The following is a 17047-nucleotide window of genomic DNA, read 5'->3' as shown; positions in this document are numbered from 1 at the left end:
CCGCAATCCCAACCTAAACCCGGAACTTAAGCACCACGTTCGTGACCGATAGTCCTAAACTCTCCACCCTTATTGTAGGGGAACCACTTTGCTTTAGAAGCAACAGCATCCGATCGATCATTCGCCTTCAAGTACGAACGGTTTTTCGAAACTTCAAACCACTCGCGAACAAACAGCGAGTTATTTCCCGTGCACAAACCCGATCGAGGATTTGTGACCTCGCCAAGCGGCACGCCATTTTTAAAGGCTGCTAGCGTCTGTTGGCTCGCCCAGTAGACAATAGGCTTCCCGGGAATTAATGAGAAAGAAGCAGCCGATACCTCAAAGCGGAGATCATGTCCCTTCTGCGATGCAATTTCACAGAGCATCGTCTCCTTCTCACCCTCAGTCTTCCCATCTACGAGACGTAGATAGACACCTTCTCGCCTGGTGTCGCTGGGGGCATTAGCTAGCGTGAATGCGGTCGTCTGGACGACCTCTCCAGCAATTGAGTCGAAGGCACGCGTACCAAGGTGAGCCATTGTGTCAATGCTCACGGTAGAGAGCATCCATGGTCGCAGATTGGAGTACGAATCTAGAAACATCCACGCATGCATCGTGATCATACCGATTGCGCCATGAATCCCAACAAGCGATACAGCACGTTCGATAAATGTTGTACACAGATCCTTCGAACTGCGCTTATAACACTGATTTACAAAGCACTTAAGTTTGTTTCCAAACTTATCTTTAACCAAGTACGGCGGGTTTGCAATCAGGGTCGTGTAGCGGCCGTCCTCGAGGATCTCGCACATGTCGGCGGCGCGCAGCCACTCCTCGCTGTCCGCGCCGCCCAGCATGTGCTGTCTCTCCCCCGCTTCAATACGGCGAGCGATCTCGCGGAACAGGGCGGAGGCGCCCGCGGGCACACGGATGAGGGACCCGTAGGTGTCGGCATCGAGCAACTGCTCGATCAGCTGAGAGACGCCGAGGGAGACTCCGTCCCCGGAGGCCTCCGCAATCTCTGCGGGGCTCAGCTCATCGAGTACCACGGACTTAACGTGAACAATCCTGGGCCCCCGCCACAAGGTCTCGATGCCCCGCTGGCTCTCGCGTTCGATGCGCTCCAGGAACCGAGCATCGTGCTCGACGGCCTTCATGGTCAGGGCGAAGGAGGCGAGCTGCGCCGCGCGCCCATCCACATCCGCCCCGTGCAAGTTGTTCTCCAGGATCAGGCGCGCGATCCGCCTGGTCGGGTACCCGGCTTCAACATACATCTCCCACAGGACGTCGAAAGCATAGGTGAGCATGTGTCCGGAGCCGCAGGCCGGGTCGATGACGCGGAAGTCCTCCGGGTTGACGATCGCCAGAACCTGAGCCTCCTGCCCCTCGGCAGGAGTCACCAGGTACTCGAATTGCTCCCGGAGCGCCGAGTCCGGGTGGGCACGCAGCCACTGCTTCCCCAGCGTATTCTCCACTAGGTAGCGCACCACCCAGTGCGGGGTAAAGAGCTGCGTGACGGGGGCCAACGTATCCTTGTCGATCTTGGCCTTCGACTCGTTGATTTCCTGCTTACGAGCTGAAATGTAGAACTGATAGAGCCAGCCGATGACCTCAACGTCCATGCGTCCAGACTCATCGGGGCTAATCACCGCCACGATCTCGGCACGCACAGACTCACCAGCCGACAGCAGGTCCGTTGGCGGAACCAGGTTCGTCCAGTCGTCCGCCTCGGGGAATACGCCCGGCATAACCCGGTGCCACGAGGTGAAATACTCGCGGAGCAGCAGGACGTATGCATCAAGGTCCTGATTATCGAAGAGCAGCTGCGCTACCCGCGCCCGCGCCGCCTCTCCGATGTGACGGTCGAAGTCGCCCCCACGAGCACGCTGCACGCACTCGGGCACACCCGTCCCCAACCCCTCCGCCGGTGTGACGACTCCGTAGTCGCCCGAGAGGCCCATCGCGTCCATGTAGCGCAGGGCTGTCAGGCGGTTGAACCACGAGTAGGCGACCACCTTCGCGGCCCCCAGCACCCGGTTGCCACCGGCCTCGGCGTGCTTGTCGACAGCCTGGGTCAGGCGCGCACGGTCGGCATCGCTGAGAAGAGGATCGGCCATCTTGCGCTCGATCGCCGCCACGGACATCTCGATGAGGCGCTCGCGCGAGGCGGACGCCAGGGACTCCAACGCTGAAGTGTTCATTGCTTACTCCTTCAGGGGCGCAGCTGCTTGCCGTCGTTCACAGCCGCGAGCATCTGCTCGCGAACGCGCTCGATGTAGTCGTTGACCTGATCTGGCGTCGACAGGAGGCCGGTCGTCTTCGGCAGCACATCCGCCAGGCGTACAATCGTCGGCCTCTTGGTCGGCTCCGTCGGCTCGTCTGCGTCCGGGTGCTCCGCAGGCGTCGCCGACGCGATCAATGCGGCGTAGAGGTCGTCCACACGCTGATCGAGCTGACGGCCGATTTCCTCTGCATGACCCGGCTTCGACACCCGATTTACCGCGTCGCAGAGCCGCTCCATCTCCGCATCAACCCTCAGCTGAGCGTTCTCCGACGCGGCCTTGAATTCAGCGGACCCGCGAATACTCGCCACTGCCTCGTCAATACGTCGCAGCACCTTGTCGCGCTGCGCCTGCACTAGCGCAAGACGCGCCGCGTCGATACGCCGAACCAGCGGCGCGATCTCCTGCGTGCGCATGTACAGCCTGCGATCCTCCACGAGCTTCCGGAGGTCTTCGATCGCCTGCTTGCCGTCCCCCGTGAGCTCAAAGACCGACAGGCTATCAGCCTCGGCCAACGCGTCGCGAAGCTCCTGTTCATGCTCCTCCACGAACTCCCGGTAGGGCATGAGGAAGTCGTCGACGATCTCGATCAGATCGTCGAATCCGCCGCGGATCTGCGGGGCAAGCATCTCCTCTTCGGTGTGCTGCGTCGTCGTGAGCGGCGTCAGCAGGTCAAGGGCTTCGGCGACCTCGTCGTCGAAGCTATACCTCTCGGACTTATACTCCTTGAGAAGCCTTACCCATTCGGCTGCCTTGACCTCAACCGCGCGAACGCGCGAGGGACCATCCTGCGGGGACTCACCGGGGACAAACTGGCCGACAAAACGCTGGAAATCCGCGAGCGCTGCACGATCCAGGTGCTTCTTTTTCTGCAGCAGCACGCGCCCCTGACGGTTCACGTCGCGCAGGGCACCCTCCAGCTCCGTGCGAGCGAGAGGCCTGTCGTTCTCGAGGGCCTCGAGCAGCTCCAGTCGAAGGGCTGTCGCCACGATGGCCAGGACCGCGTTCTTGTCCCAGCCGAAGGGCGGCTGACCGTAATACTCGATCGCGTTTTTCACGAACACGTTTTGGCCGTTGATCACGCGCGCCTGCTCCACCCACTGGGCGCACTCGCCCGCCAGACGCTGCGCGATATCCACGCCCGGATCGACGTCGAGCGTCGCATCCTCCTGATCGCGCAGGAAGGACGCGATCTGCCCGTCCTTGAGGTTCGCTAGTGGCTTCGCCTCCTCGATACGGGGGTAGACCTGCTGGGCCAGGCGAGTCAAACCTAGTTCAATCACGTCCTTTGGCTCATCAGCCGTCCCCGTCTTCACTTCCTGCCCATCGACGAACAGTGACGCGCGCATGAGCGCGTCTTTCACTGCCTCACCAATCACTCGACGGCGCTGCTCGTTGTCTTCCTTGTGCGTCAGGATGATGCGCTTACGTAAACCTGAGGCCGCGCCCGCCTGGCGCTTCACATACTCCTCCGTCTGGCAGAAGACACGCACGTCTTCGAGGATCTCGGAGCTGACATCGAGCCCCAACGAAAGGGTGTCACGACGAACAACACTCTCGTGGCGGATACCCTCCTCGTCTAGAGAGGACTGCGGCGTAAACACCGAGATTACAAGCGGCTCGGCCTGTTCTCGACGCCCATCGACGAACAGGGACACGCCCATGCGACGGTTCGTTCCGGGATAGACGAAGCTCGCCACCGAGGTGCCGGCGTGCCTACGGATATCCGTGCGCAGCAGATCCGTGACCTCACGGGATTCCACGATGATCTGACTGATCTCGCGACGAACTTCCTTTTCTTCGTTCGTCATGTACGCGTAGGTTCCATCCGCCTGACGCTGCACATACACCTGATCCGACAGGATGCGAAGCGCACGCTCAACACGCGTCTCCAGATCCGTCGCATCCTGATCCAGGGATCGGCGCAGCAGGACCGCAATATTGCGCGGATACGCCTGGAAGGAATCCACGTAGCGAACGAGCAGGAGAACCTTCAGCACGCTCATCGTGAAGGAGTCACTCGTGCGCGAATCCTGTGCGGCGCGCCCGATGTTGTCCTTCACGTCGGACTTCAGCATCGCCGCGATGCCGTCGTAGAAGCGATCGAAAGACGCAACCGTACCCAGTTCGTCATCCGTCAGCTCCTGCGCGATCTGCTGGCACACACCCAGCAGCGAACGCGCACCCACCGACGAATGACGGCCCGTGAACAGGTCATTATCGGACAGGCCTCGCATCGCCTGCGTGAACATTTCGAACTGGTAGTCCACAAACGGGTACTTGGCGACGAAGCTATCCCTGGTGAGGTAGTTGTCGTACTTCTTCGTCCCCTCCGGAAAGCGGAACATCGACGGGAAGCCCGCACCGAGACGCTGCCACAGCGTGTCCAGCTCTTCCACCCCTTGCTCGCTCTTCGTCAGGAGGCGACGAGCGATCACGTCCGTGACCTCCTCCGTCGACAGGCTCACCTTGATCGCGAAGCGCCCCTGAATCTTCGAGAAGTCGGTGCTGCGACGCTCGTTCATCTGCGCCGTAATACCACTCAGTTCCTCCTGCGAGGTCACAAAGACCCAGGCGCGACCGGGGCAATGCGTCGCCAGCTGCTCGGTGATGGTCTGAAGGTTCAGCATCAGCTGCGAGTCGTCGCCGATGAACTGGCCGACCTCGTCGACGAAGAAGGCGATGCGCTGGTGAGGACCCTGACGATCCAGCCACGAGGCAACGTCCTGCGCGAAGGCCTCGGCCGACAGGTTCAGCTGCTCACGGTAGCTGCGGAAGGGCTGATCCACCTGGTGGCCCAGGCGGGCCAGAGCCTTTGAGACAAGCGCCTCCGAAAAGACCGTATTGACCCGTCCAACTTCCCAGGTATGCCCAGCTTCCTCCTGGTAGGCCTCGCGGAAACGCGCCAGCTCTCCCCGATCCTCCAGGTCACGTTCGAGCGCTCCGACTCCCAGATCCTTCGAGTACAGGCCGCGCGCCTCAAAGTAGACCTTGTAGAAGACCTCTATCATTGCCGATCCGCGCTCACGCGTCGACTTATCATCCTTGGCGTCGATATTGAAGAGCACAGCGCGCGTGGGCGTATGCAGGCTCCTCTTCAGGTCCGCGATAAGCGTCTCGTCGCCTGCAACCTTCTGCTCGAAGGCGCGTTCGACATCTTCGCGGGTCACCGGCTGGTTGCCCGCCTGCTCACCGAGCAGATAGGACAGCATCTTTAGCAGGTGCGACTTACCCGAACCGAAGAAACCCGCGATCCACACGCCGTTCGACGGAGCATCGACCTGGTTCCACGCATCGACGATGCGCGACAGACCGCTGCGGATCTCGCTGGTCATGACGTATTCGTCGACCTCGGAAGCAACTTTGGAGACGTCGTCAGCCTTGATGACACCGTCGATCGACCGGAAAATATCCTTCGCGTACAGACCCTTCATGTCCATGCGTCACACCTTTGTCTTTCAGTTCACAGACGGTTCTAGAGTAAGTGAGAAGTCCACCAAATCAAAAGCGCGGTAGTAGTTGTCCTGGGAGATTTGATCGAAGAGGACGAGCGCCGAATGAGTGGACGGCGACTGGTGGTACGACCCCGGGAAGATCACAACCAGCGGCACACGCCCCAACAGGGGTTGCAGGCAATTCAACAGCAAATGCGTGCGCACGAGCGGAAACAGGTGGTGCACCCCCGAGAGCAGGACGGCATCAACACTGTCCTCTCCCCCGGCCTCGTCCACGGCCTCCTTAATGGCGGGCGCAAGCAAACCCTCGACGTCGATTACCTTGCTCAACGCATCCCGGAAAGTCACCGGAGGCAACGTCTTTTCCATCGCCAACATCTGATCGAAGAACGGCGATGCCTTCCACATGTCCACAGCGAGCGCAAACACGTCAACATCGGCCAGGCGGTAGCGCTCCTCGCGCAGGCGACGACGTAGCCGCGAGAGTTCCTCGTCGACAGTCGGCTCCCACTCCGGCTTATAGCGCAGGACGAAGAAAGGAACCTCGTTGCCCAGGCCCTCCATCTTTCTGAAGCGCTCCGACGTGAGCACCCGGAAGGCGCAATCAAAGGTCTCCCTGAGCGAATCCAGATACGCTCCACGCTTCGACACCGACCGTACCTTCCTCTCGCGCAGCACCCCTTACCGGGCTTCTCATACCGTACCGCAGGCCACCCACAATTCGAGCCCAATCATGGCTCCTGCGTCACAATTTCTCGAATAACTGTCAGTCAAGGACATCAAACTGGAACTGCGCGACCGGGAACGACTCCCGCATCGGCCACCCCCAGGGCTGGGGAGCCGCGTTCACCAGGCGGGCAACCCCCACGGGAACCACCACCGGCAAACCAACCCCAGCCTCGTCGATGAATCCCACGTCGCGCATGCAGCGCAGAAAGACCGAGCGTACTTTCTGCCCACTCTTCACCGTCAGCGTCGACATCGCGGGATCCACCCTGCGCTGGCGCTCCACGAAGTCGTCGATGTCCGACGAGGTCAGTGGGGCCTCATCGACGACCAGGCGCGGCCACGCTACCTCGCGCGCGCACGCAGCGAACACGTAGGACTCCGTTACGAGAGCCAGCCACATGACAAGCTCCCAGCCATACTCGCGGCTGGCAACAAATCGGAGAGCGTCATCCTCGAGGAACGACAGATGCTTCGTCGTCGCGCTCGCCAAGCGGCGCCGCGTCGACTCTGAACCCGCGACCACCAGGTTCTGCTCGAACAACACGTCGCTCGCCTCGCGCGCGCTCATGCCGGCAGCCATCAGCTCGGCCGCCTCAAACGTTCCCGCGTTCGTCGCGCCGCCCACTGTGATAGTCGAGGCCAGCCTCCGATCCGACACGACGCCACCTCTCACGGTCTACCTCAATCAACGCGGCGGTTATCCCGCCAAGAACCCCACTATCATCGCACACGGTTGTCCCCGCGCGGACAGCCGCGCGGGGACAACACCATGATCGTTGCTGACACTAGCTGAGCCAGGTCGGCTGAACGTTGCGGAAGAGCACGACGATCAGAGCTGGCACGCATGCAAGCAGCAGAACACCCAGGATGTAGCGCCAGCCCGGAACGGGAAGATGGTCGATAAGCCAGCCACTTACGCTGCCCGCACGGTGCGCGGCGACTCGCCGCTCACAGAACTCCCGAATCATCATTCCAAGAGCAAAGAAGCAGAGCACGGCCGTCACGAGCATCGCCATGAAGACCACTGAGACATAGGGGAAGGCGCGTTCAGCACTGAGTAGATCGAGAGCCTCGGCGAACGGTACCAGCTTGTCGTCGCTGGTTGCTTGAGACAGCATTCGACTGAGATCCGGGATCGACAGGCCGGACTTTCCTGTAGACAGGATGAAACACGACCAGTAGGTCGCGTAGGTGGCCGTCACCGCCAGAAAGCTCGCGACGATGGAGGAGCGAAGAGGCTTAGACACGCGCCTACTCCGCAAGGATAGGCCTGCAGTCAGCAATGACATCGTCATCAAGAACACGGAAGTGATCACGAGGAGACCCACCAGAATCTCGTAGTACCTCATGAGGAAGATAGCAATGACGACGAAGGCAGCAAAGCCAAGCCCAATCATCAGCCACATATCCCCATCACTGTCGGCCCTTCTTGAGCCGCTCTCACCGGCGACAGTCACGTGTGTCGAGTTGTCGTCACCAATATGCGTATAGTTTCGATCGCCGGCAACCATGGCGACATCACCATTCGCTGCCATCACCTGTTGGGTCACGGCACCTCCTCCTGATGCTGTAGGTTCCGGGGCCATTGAGCCATCCGGGACCAGTTTCGCAAGAATGATCCCAGAGACAACGCCGGACACAATGCCAATCACAAGTTCAACAATCCAGGACATGATCTTTCCTTTCTTATCGATCACGGTCTTCATCGACAGCATCTGACTGTCAAGCAGAGCGTAAGGTCAGCCATATACATCTGCGTACGGGCGTCAAACTGATTTTCATAGTTTGATGTGGGGGAGGCGTCTAGGCCTGCGGTGATGAGAAGCATTCGGCGTCTGTAGTTGGTGGGGGTCGCGTTAACCTCTGGCATCGCATCTGCCCAGTTCGATGATTCCGTTGATGGCTTCGGTGCGGTACATCGCTGGCGCCACCTATGTCGAAGTAGGCATCGAACGAGTCCTTCCAATTGCACAGGGTCCGGCCCAGTCGAGCAATCGCAAGGATGGGACACATTGGTAGGCGCGCGACGAGACAAGCGGCCAGACTTCGGCCTTGAGCGGGTGTGTCTTCATGGAAGACTCACGCACCTGCTGGGCACAGTGGTAGGCGACAACGACGCTGATATGCGCCTCATCTGCCACGAAGGCCTCACGGAAGCATTCTTGTTTGGTGGGGAAAGCCTGGGTCGTGAGGCGCGCAAAAGAATGCAGACCAAGTAGAGGGGATCACCCCTGCGCCCGCGGCGACCGGCCGTGTCTTGCTGGACGCGGCAACGTAGAGCAGCAGGTAGGGTGAGACACCGCCCGAGATCCTTGAAGACGGCGGGGGCAGAAGTCCACTCATCATCCAGGACCTTGACCTCTACCCGCCCCCGACCAACAACCGATCACCCACGCTCAACTCGGAGGAGCCACTCATCGGCGCTAACACACCGAATATGCACCGACCCTAATGAGAAGCACATCAGGGTCTACAGGCATCTCAGCTCTTCTCGAACCCAATCTGCCAAAACCCCATATCCAGCAGCTTCATCTGCGGATACACCAGGTCATCTCCCTCGAAGCCTCGCCGCGCTTCCTCGAGGCGGTCGTTGTGCTCCTCGTAAAAGTCCACGAGCTTGAGGACGGACTCCGGGCTGTATGTCTGCGTCGTCACCTTGTATGTCGCAACGCCAACCTGAAAGAACCTGTCGTACGCGGGCACACACCCGAGCGTTCCCATGAGAATTTTCGTGATGAGGACCGGCGACACTGAACTAGCACGCTCACGCCCTGCGACCTCTTCGCGGATTGGATGGAAGTAGGCGGCGATCTCTTCGCACACCTTCTTGAGCCTCGCCTGAACCTCAGGCTCCCGCAGCCTCACGCAGGCGAGCCCAAACAGGCAGTCGTATTCGGGCTTGAGGATCTCCTCGACGATGGGCGTGTGCACCTTGTAGTCCTTCTGAAGTATGAAGCACGAGCCCCGATACATTCCCCAGCTCGCCAGGTAGAAAGCGAGGTGCAGGCTCAAATAGTCGCAGTCCGGGGACGGGTCGGTCCGCGCATCTCGAAAGGTGCGATAGCAATGCTCCCACGAGCGCGAGCGCCCATTCTCATCCCTGCGCGCATCCGCGTAGAAAGTCTTCGCACCGTTAATCAACTCATCGATGGCGTCCATGTGCTCCCTCGCTCATCTGACCTTCAACATTGAAATCAGGCCCCGAACGATGAACTCCGAACCACGCTTCTCTGTCGAATCATAGTCACAGCTAATATTCCTGCCGAGAATACCCACGACGTGTCGCACCGCATCCTCATAACGGGCGACTCCCCCTGAGACGCCGTCGCAACTAGCCAAATGCATCTCGGCGTGCCTAGTACCCTCGCGCCCACTCTCGGAGGGCCTCTTCGACGACCTCGGACGCACTGTCGTAGCCGTCGTAGGTTGCGCGCAGCATCGCCGCCTCGTACACGTCCTCGTCGATGCGCACCGTGACCTCGACGACCGGCGCTCGAGGAGCGACTCGCTCCACCGCGTCACGCTGCTCACCGAATATCGCCCCGACCGTCAGGCCGTTCGCGTCCGCCCACCGCCGGATTTCAGCGTTCTGTTCCGCCAAGCTCTCATCGTCATGCTTCGTCATAGTCACATGTGTACACGAGAGCGACCCTCCTGTCCTCGCGGCACACCCATCTATCCACGCGTCGATCGTGACCCGGGGAGGCGCCACGGCCTCGTCAATTCCCGCGCCCCTCCGGCGGAGGCTCGACGGCAGTCACCCACTCACCCGTCGCGGCGCGGAGAAGAAATACAAGCCCTCTAAGTTCTCCAGATTCTGAGATTCAACGCCGAAGTCCACCCTTCAGCTTTCCGCCAGTTCGGCGAACATGATTCATATACGGACACTCACCTACGACCCACTCAGACGAGACCACGATCCAGTCCCAACCAACCGCGGGCCCACGGGATGTTTCACGTGAAACATTCTCGGAGGTGTCCACCGACTCCACGAAGCAGCCCATTTTGCATGCCCATTCCCTGCATCACCCAAGCATTAACACCATCATGTCCACATACCGTCCCACAGAATTACCTGTAACAGGACCCTTCTTCCTCTAACGTGTCAACTATTTGCCGCGGTCACGGACGAGGCCGACTGAAGCAGCGCGCATCCGTTCAGATTGGGGATGACTCGTGAGACGATATGCATCATAGTTACCTTACATTCTCATTGTTCCGTCTTTATCTTGCGCGTACTCTTGCGTGATAACAAGGCGCGCCTCCGACGATGGTGGTGCACCAGAGGACACCTCGTCGCGGAGGTTAAGAGAGCATGATGGTCCCACCCCTATCCGAACGCCCCGTCACCGACGAAGACGAGGAACAATTCCGGCGCGAGTCGGCGCCGCGCAAGTACACGCTGCGCCGGCGCTGGGCTGACTACCGCGCCGAGGTCAAAGCGCGGCGCCCCAAGGGCGCCCGGGCCCGTGCACGGGCGTGGCTGCACGTCGAGCCGTTCTATTGGGGGATGCGCGTGGTCTACGTGGCCCTCTTCGCGGGCGCGGTCTTCGCCGTGTACATCAACGGGGTCGCCGAAGGCTGGTGGCCAGCGTGGGGCGAGAGGCCCACCGTGGCCGCCACGACCACGCCGCCCGCCGCCAGGCCTGTGCCCACTGCCTCTGCCACGGCCTCGGGCGAGGCCGCGATGTCGGGCGGATACCAAATCGGACCCGACGGCGTCCTCGTACGCCCCGCCGAACACGCAGCATCCACCTACACCAAACCCGAACTACCCGACGAAGCTAAGGAGAACACCGAACGAGGAGCCGAAGCAGCGGCGGAGTACTACCTAGCAACCCTAATCTACGCATTCAACACAGGTGACACACAACCATTTGCTGACATGTCATCACCGACGTCAAAATTTGCATCAGACTACATTAACGATGTGAATGAGCAATACTCCGACGGGTGGAATTATGGAATGGAATCAAACATCACGTATGTCCTCCGTGTCGAGCCGGTTGAGGCAAATGGGAACGATGTCCCTCAAGGTTCCATCCTCGTTAAGTTCCGTACCGAAACATATGAGGGAACATCCTGCACAAAGACAAAAGTAGAAACACCAGCATCAAAATATAAGTCGACGGTTACGTTTATCATGGCATGGCAAGACGGCAAATGGAAAGAAATTCAGGGAAGGACCGTTGCTGACAATGAGGACTAGGTTACCGATATTCAGCATTGTCGCGCTCCCATTTCTTGCTCTCCCGACTCTGTTGCAACCCGTTGCTACAGCCGCCCTCGAACAACCCACTCCAAGAATAGGAGGACATATCGAAGATGGAGACGCGCTAGTTAACGGCGAGATGGGTGAAGGTGAGTCTGATCCAGCATCTCCGCCGAATGATCATCGTCCTGCCGATGACATTCCTGCCCTCACCGCTAACGAGGAGGCTGATCCTGTGTCAGATTCCTACAAGAGTGCCGTGCCCTGCATACAAGTATTTCTCGGCAAAGTGGCCAACAGCCCCATTGTCTCCGATGATGCCACCGTCGATGATTGTCCGCTCCCTCCTGATCCACAGGGTGGACCGAACCAAGACCCCAGCCGCACTCCCACGACACGAGACCTTCTGTATCTAGCGACAGCTGTTGTTCACGCCGACGGGGCCGGTTTGTATAAGCGACCGTTGGGCATCTCCTACACGAACAAGTTCATCCCCACCATTGTCGCGGCAACACGCCCCACCCAAAGTCATGTAGTTACAATGTTTGGCCGCGAGATCACCGTGACATTCACAGCCACAAACTACGAGTGGAACTGGGGAGACGGGACACCCAGCCTGGTGACTGCCTCAACAGGATCAGTCTGGTCCGAAGGCATGGACCTGAACACCGACCCACGCTTAATCCGCCACTACTACACCCCGCCCCAAGGCTGGCGCTCCATGCTCGATGGCCCCTACCCCCACGAAAACCGAGAAATCACCCTCACCACCACCTGGAGCGGGACGGCCACGAATCCTTTCACGGGGGAGACCCAGACGATCAACGGCCTGGTCACCACCACCGAAACAACAGGCCCCTTCCCCCTATCCCACCTCGTCATCAACAACACCGACACCTGGGAAGAAAAACAAGGCCACTAAGCGAGTGATGCACCATGACCACCAAACCCTCCAACATCGGCCAGTGGGTCGGCGCCGTTATTGCCGCCGTTGTCATCATCGGCGCATCGTTCCTGGGGTTCCACGCATTCAACGCTCGAGCCCACGCGAACGCCGAACTTCAGTCCGGGGCACAGTCACCCCAGTCTGACAACACCGCGCAATCCGGCTCTTCGCATTTGAGAGTGTAGGGGTGTTGGCCAGGTTTTGCGGGTAGAGATCGCGGTCCTTGATAAGGATCGGACTTCTAGTCTTCCCGTTGTCGAGGAACACGAGCAGAGTCTCGCTGGAGCAGTCGCCGGGTACCGACATGAATTTGCATTCGCTGCCGTTCACGAGCTACACCGGCAAGATACTTCTCGATGGCCTACTACCCCCGCACCCACTCTCGGAGGGCCTCTTCGACGACCTCGGACGCGTTGTCGTATCCGTCGTAGGTTGCACGTAGCATCGCCGCCTCGTACACGTCCTCGTCGATAGTCACCGCGACCTCGACGACCGATCCTCGAGGAGTGAGTCTCTCGACCATGTCCTCCTGCTGACCCAGCCTCGCCCCTAGCGTCAGGCCGTTGTCCTCCGCCCACCGCCGGATTTCGGCGTTCTGTTCCGCCATGCTTGTATCGTCACGCTTCGTCATAGTCATATGTCTACTTCATGGCGGGGTTCCTCTCTTTGTGGCGCGCCCAGCACCCCACTTGTCGTCGATGACCCGGGGACCAGCCACGGCCTCGTCAATCCTCGTGCGACTCGGGCTGGCGCTCGACATCACGCACCCACTCACGCACCGCGGCGCGGAGGGCTCCCGACCGTGACGTGATGCCCTCACTGGACGCGCGAGCCATCATGGCGTCGAAAATATCAACGTCAAGGCTCGTGGTTACGGCCACTCGTGGCGGGAGCACCGGATGACGCGCCCGCTCCTCGCGTAGGAAGGCCACGAGTTCTTCAGCTTCTCCGGATTCAATGAGCCAGCGTTGGAGGTCGGCCTTCATCTTCACGTCCGCTCGGTTACTGCGCTTCCTCATGGGGACAGGTATACACGGCACATGCCTCTCAAGCTGTGCGACGCAGCCGCTACACCCAGAGTGGCGCGGATCAACGCATCTCTTGTCGGAATGTTTCACGTGAAACAATCGATGGCACGGTGGCGCTCCCCCATCCCCATCAAGGAACTCACTGCGCGCACACTCCGTTCCTTCGATCAGAAGCCCTACATGTCGCCAAATGACGCCTTTTGAACCTTACTGGCGACTTCGTCCACATACTGGCCCACAGTTTCACCTGTACCAGATGCGTGCGTCGCACACGTCGATCATTGTTTGACAAGGTCAGACGAGCGATTTGTCCTTTAGTCGCACATTTGCGCTGCCCATCATCAAATTTCGGGAGGATGTGCATCATAGTTACTTTATATTTCTAGTGTTTTATGTTGGTTCTGGGCGTAGCCTATGTTCATAACAGGGTGTGCTTCCGATGGTGGGGGCGCGCTGGAGGATAGCTACCTCATCGTGGAGGTTGAGAGAACATGATGGTTCCACCGTTGTCCGAGCGGCCCGTGACTGAGGAGGACGAGGAGCAGTTCCGCCGCGAGTCCATGCCGCGCAAGTACACGCTGCGTCAGCGGTGGGCCGACTATCGGGCCGAAGTCAAAGCGCGACGCCCCAAGGACGCCCGGGCCAGCGCACGGGCCTGGCTGCACGTTGAGCCGTTCTATTGGGGGATGCGCGTGGTCTACGTGGCCCTCTTCGCGGGCGCTGTCTTCGCCGTGTACATCAACGGGGTCGCCGAAGGCTGGTGGCCAGCATGGGGCGAAAGGCCAACCGTCGCAGCCACCACCACCCCGCCCATCAACCCCACACCCACCGCACCCGCCATGGCCTCCACCGAGGCGGCGATGTCGGGCGGATACCAGATCGGCCCCGACGGCGTCCTCGTTCGCCCGGCCGAACACGCAGCATCCATCTACACCAAACCCCAACTACCCGAGGAGGCCAAAGAGAACACAGAACGAGGAGCAGAAGCAGCAGCGGAGTACTACCTAGCGACCCTTGCGTATGCCTGGAACACCGGAGACACGTTTCCTTTTGAGGCAGTTTCAGACCCGAATGATAGTTTTCGAAATAAGTTCATATCCGACATTCATGACACTTATTCGTCCGGATGGACATTCGGCAACACAATTACTATCGATCACATTTTACAAGTCAATCCACAACCACCTAATGGCAAAGACGTGCCGCCTAATTCAGTACTTATCGTCTTCTTAGCTACAACATCAGACGGCACAACGTGCAGAGGCAAGAATGCTGTCTCCTCTGCAGAGGAATCACAGTTAGTCTTTGCCTTACTGATGACATGGAGGGACGGAACTTGGATTGCCATTCAAGGAGGTTCGGAAAGTGCTCAAGGAAAATAACAACCCATGTCGACTCATATCGTCACTACTATCATACACATTCTTCTTGACGGTATTAGCGGCCTCGAACGCGCGCGCAGAGGACTTGCCCTTAGGTTCTCCGCACTTTGGGGCCGAAGCCAGTGGAACAAGTGTTGCAGTGGCGCTAGCGAACACAGTGCAACAAATCATTGACGGATCCGCTCCCTCATCTGAATCGACTCTTGGTGATGACAGAGCCCTAAACACGGCTCAATCTGAGCACGCCAGCGATCCAGATTCTGATATTGACTGGGAGCATTGCGGTTTCGACATCACCGACCCTTCGCTACCGCTGAAGTTGCGTGTGGCAGTATGCGCCTATCCGCCACCAGAGACTCCTGAATCTCCCCTACCTGAGAAGCTACCTACAACGAGAGAGATTCTCTATTCGGCGGCAGCCGTCATTCATGCTGATGGGGCGGGTTTGCGTAAGCGGCCCGACGGTGTGTCGTACACGAACCGGTTCGTCCCCACGATCGTCTCGGTCACGAACCCTACCCAGACCCACGTGATCAACCTGCTGGGCCGCGACATCACGATCACTCTGACGGCGACGAACTATGAGTATTCCTGGGGCGATGGGACCCCCAACACGGTGACCACCTCCCCGGGCCTGGCGTGGGAGAAGGGCATTGACCCGAACAAGGACCCGCGTCTCATCCGCCACTACTACACCCCGCCCCAAGGCTGGCGCTCCATGCTCGATGGCCCCTACCCCCACGAAAACCGAGAAATCACCCTCACCACCACCTGGAGCGGGACGGCCACGAATCCTTTCACGGGGGAGACCCAGACGATCAACGGCCTGGTCACCACCACCGAAACAACAGGCCCCTTCCCCCTATCCCACCTCGTCATCAACAACACCGACACCTGGGAAGAAAAACAAGGCCACTAAGCGAGTGATGCACCATGACCACCAAACCCTCCAACATCGGCCAGTGGGTCGGCGCCGTTATTGCCGCCGTTGTCATCATCGGCGCATCGTTCCTGGGGTTCCACGCATTCAACGCTCGAGCCCACGCGAACGCCGAACTTCAGTCCGGGGCACAGTCACCCCAGTCTGACAACACCGCGCAATCCGGCTCCCAATTGGGAGACACCCTTCAATCCACAGAACCAACTCCCGTTAACATCCCGAAGCCCACTCCCCCGCCACACCTTTACGCGGGTGGACAAATCGGTGCCCAAGCGACATCACAGTGGTACATCGACCTATGGGCATATGCGTTCAATACCGGAGACACAGAAGACTTCATGAAGGTGTGTCAGGTTGAAGGTTACTGCGATGCATTTGCACACGACCTGGAACGCATGCATACAGATGCATATCTCGTCAAGCCGCTCACCAATAAGTATCTTCAAACAAATAAGATATACGAGTGTTCACTCCAAAAGGCAGGCACTGAAGGAATTTGTATCGAGTTCACGTATTTGCAAACACCGGCAGCATTCCGCCACCTAACAGAAGAAAAGGCATCAGAACAATACGACACCATAAGCACAGTAACCGACGAGGAAATCAACAGCGAACGAACACTCTTTCGTGTCCTATTTCTTGAAGAGCGGGGGGACACATGGGTCGTCACCCACATCTGGGATCACTAATGACCACCGAGAATCCATATCCGCTGAGAGCGACAGGCCGCAGAGTCAACTCTTATTGTTGATGCTGACAATACGGCTGCGGCACCACGACTCCAGCACTCCACACACTGGAGCCCCAGCCCACCATCGTGGGCCGCCGCCTCAACGTCATTGTTTCACGTGAAACACTCGACCGTCTCCGCGTCGTCACCGTCGACGACACATCCATCAACACAAGGAACACCCCCACGCCCTCACCGCAGCTGTCCCGGTCGCCCCAGGCCACCGGACCAGCGTCACACCACGGTCACGGCTTCACAGCGAGCTCGTATCGCACCCAGCGGCGCTGACCCGTGGACGTGACTAGGCCTCGTGACACGAGGTCGCGCAGCTCCGAGCGCGCTTCCTCAGCGGTCACACCAA

15 protein-coding genes are annotated in these 17047 nt (G+C 59.3%); 6 read left to right on the top strand and 9 right to left on the bottom strand.

Going from position 1 to position 17047, the window contains the following annotated elements; translation table 11 throughout:
- Window positions 1-26: 26 nt before the first annotated feature.
- From pglX to RYL44_RS08155, 7 genes are all read right to left on the bottom strand, one after another.
- The gene (pglX, locus tag RYL44_RS08185; protein WP_314975666.1) at window positions 27-2183 is read right to left on the bottom strand and encodes a BREX-1 system adenine-specific DNA-methyltransferase PglX; all 2157 of its coding nucleotides are present in this window, start codon (window positions 2181-2183) and stop codon (window positions 27-29) included.
- An 11-nt stretch (window positions 2184-2194) separates the two neighbouring features.
- Window positions 2195-5704, bottom strand: a complete 3510-nt coding sequence (gene brxC / locus RYL44_RS08180) for a BREX system P-loop protein BrxC (RefSeq protein WP_314975665.1) — start codon at window positions 5702-5704, stop codon at window positions 2195-2197.
- 18 nt (window positions 5705-5722) lie between these two features.
- Entirely contained in the window at window positions 5723-6370 is a 648-nt protein-coding gene (locus RYL44_RS08175) for a BREX protein BrxB domain-containing protein (RefSeq protein ID WP_314975664.1), read from the bottom strand.
- Window positions 6371-6485: 115 nt separating this feature from the next.
- The gene (locus RYL44_RS08170) at window positions 6486-7106 is read right to left on the bottom strand and encodes a BrxA family protein (RefSeq protein WP_314975663.1); all 621 of its coding nucleotides are present in this window, start codon (window positions 7104-7106) and stop codon (window positions 6486-6488) included.
- Between the two features lie 127 nt (window positions 7107-7233).
- A complete protein-coding gene (locus tag RYL44_RS08165; protein WP_314975662.1) occupies window positions 7234-8154 on the bottom strand; it encodes a hypothetical protein in 921 nt (306 codons plus the stop codon).
- Window positions 8155-8929: 775 nt separating this feature from the next.
- Window positions 8930-9607, bottom strand: a complete 678-nt coding sequence (locus tag RYL44_RS08160) for a hypothetical protein (RefSeq protein ID WP_314975661.1) — start codon at window positions 9605-9607, stop codon at window positions 8930-8932.
- Window positions 9608-9803: 196 nt separating this feature from the next.
- A complete protein-coding gene (locus RYL44_RS08155) occupies window positions 9804-10073 on the bottom strand; it encodes a hypothetical protein (RefSeq protein ID WP_314975660.1) in 270 nt (89 codons plus the stop codon).
- A 690-nt stretch (window positions 10074-10763) separates the two neighbouring features.
- On the opposite strand from RYL44_RS08155, the gene RYL44_RS08150 reads away from it, so the two are divergent.
- The 3 genes from RYL44_RS08150 to RYL44_RS08140 all read left to right on the top strand — a co-directional run bounded on the left by RYL44_RS08150 (window position 10764) and on the right by RYL44_RS08140 (window position 12791).
- Entirely contained in the window at window positions 10764-11657 is an 894-nt protein-coding gene (locus RYL44_RS08150; protein WP_314975659.1) for a DUF6318 family protein, read from the top strand.
- Between the two features lie 565 nt (window positions 11658-12222).
- Window positions 12223-12582, top strand: a complete 360-nt coding sequence (locus RYL44_RS08145; protein WP_314975658.1) for a hypothetical protein — start codon at window positions 12223-12225, stop codon at window positions 12580-12582.
- Between the two features lie 14 nt (window positions 12583-12596).
- Window positions 12597-12791: a hypothetical protein gene (locus RYL44_RS08140; protein ID WP_314975657.1), complete on the top strand. Its 195-nt coding sequence runs from the start codon at window positions 12597-12599 to the stop codon at window positions 12789-12791.
- A 179-nt stretch (window positions 12792-12970) separates the two neighbouring features.
- Here the strand turns inward: RYL44_RS08140 and RYL44_RS08135 are convergent, their stop codons facing one another.
- Both RYL44_RS08135 and RYL44_RS08130 read right to left on the bottom strand, forming a co-directional pair.
- A complete protein-coding gene (locus RYL44_RS08135; RefSeq protein ID WP_314975656.1) occupies window positions 12971-13213 on the bottom strand; it encodes a hypothetical protein in 243 nt (80 codons plus the stop codon).
- 118 nt (window positions 13214-13331) lie between these two features.
- Window positions 13332-13625, bottom strand: coding sequence for a CopG family transcriptional regulator (locus RYL44_RS08130; protein ID WP_314975655.1), 294 nt, complete (start codon window positions 13623-13625; stop codon window positions 13332-13334).
- A gap of 530 nt (window positions 13626-14155) precedes the next feature.
- On the opposite strand from RYL44_RS08130, the gene RYL44_RS08125 reads away from it, so the two are divergent.
- The 3 genes from RYL44_RS08125 (at window position 14156) to RYL44_RS08115 (ending at window position 16645) form a co-directional block, all read left to right on the top strand.
- Window positions 14156-15016: a DUF6318 family protein gene (locus tag RYL44_RS08125; protein ID WP_314975654.1), complete on the top strand. Its 861-nt coding sequence runs from the start codon at window positions 14156-14158 to the stop codon at window positions 15014-15016.
- Between the two features lie 325 nt (window positions 15017-15341).
- A complete protein-coding gene (locus RYL44_RS08120) occupies window positions 15342-15935 on the top strand; it encodes a hypothetical protein (RefSeq protein WP_314975626.1) in 594 nt (197 codons plus the stop codon).
- A 14-nt stretch (window positions 15936-15949) separates the two neighbouring features.
- Window positions 15950-16645 carry a DUF6318 family protein gene (locus RYL44_RS08115; protein ID WP_314975653.1) on the top strand — a complete coding sequence of 232 codons (696 nt, stop codon included), beginning with the start codon at window positions 15950-15952 and terminating at the stop codon, window positions 16643-16645.
- Window positions 16646-17047 lie beyond the last annotated feature (402 nt).

Source organism: Actinomyces bouchesdurhonensis (assembly GCF_963540955.1).
In the GTDB taxonomy this organism is placed as follows: Bacteria; Actinomycetota; Actinomycetes; order Actinomycetales; family Actinomycetaceae; genus Pauljensenia; species Pauljensenia bouchesdurhonensis.
Note: the sequence above shows the minus strand (reverse complement) of the source record. Positions and strands in the feature narration are given on the sequence as shown.

What these genes read in the sequence shown, in the direction of transcription:
- RYL44_RS08150 (WP_314975659.1), top strand. Translation starts at nt 10,764, where the DNA reads ATGATGGTCCCACCCCTATCCGAACGCCCCGTCACCGACGAAGACGAG.
- RYL44_RS08155 (WP_314975660.1), bottom strand. Translation starts at nt 10,073, where the DNA reads ATGACGAAGCATGACGATGAGAGCTTGGCGGAACAGAACGCTGAAATC.
- RYL44_RS08115 (WP_314975653.1), top strand. Translation starts at nt 15,950, where the DNA reads ATGACCACCAAACCCTCCAACATCGGCCAGTGGGTCGGCGCCGTTATT.
- brxC (WP_314975665.1), bottom strand. Translation starts at nt 5,704, where the DNA reads ATGGACATGAAGGGTCTGTACGCGAAGGATATTTTCCGGTCGATCGAC.
- RYL44_RS08130 (WP_314975655.1), bottom strand. Translation starts at nt 13,625, where the DNA reads ATGAGGAAGCGCAGTAACCGAGCGGACGTGAAGATGAAGGCCGACCTC.
- pglX (WP_314975666.1), bottom strand. Translation starts at nt 2,183, where the DNA reads ATGAACACTTCAGCGTTGGAGTCCCTGGCGTCCGCCTCGCGCGAGCGC.
- RYL44_RS08165 (WP_314975662.1), bottom strand. Translation starts at nt 8,154, where the DNA reads ATGAAGACCGTGATCGATAAGAAAGGAAAGATCATGTCCTGGATTGTT.
- RYL44_RS08160 (WP_314975661.1), bottom strand. Translation starts at nt 9,607, where the DNA reads ATGGACGCCATCGATGAGTTGATTAACGGTGCGAAGACTTTCTACGCG.
- RYL44_RS08135 (WP_314975656.1), bottom strand. Translation starts at nt 13,213, where the DNA reads ATGGCGGAACAGAACGCCGAAATCCGGCGGTGGGCGGAGGACAACGGC.
- RYL44_RS08140 (WP_314975657.1), top strand. Translation starts at nt 12,597, where the DNA reads ATGACCACCAAACCCTCCAACATCGGCCAGTGGGTCGGCGCCGTTATT.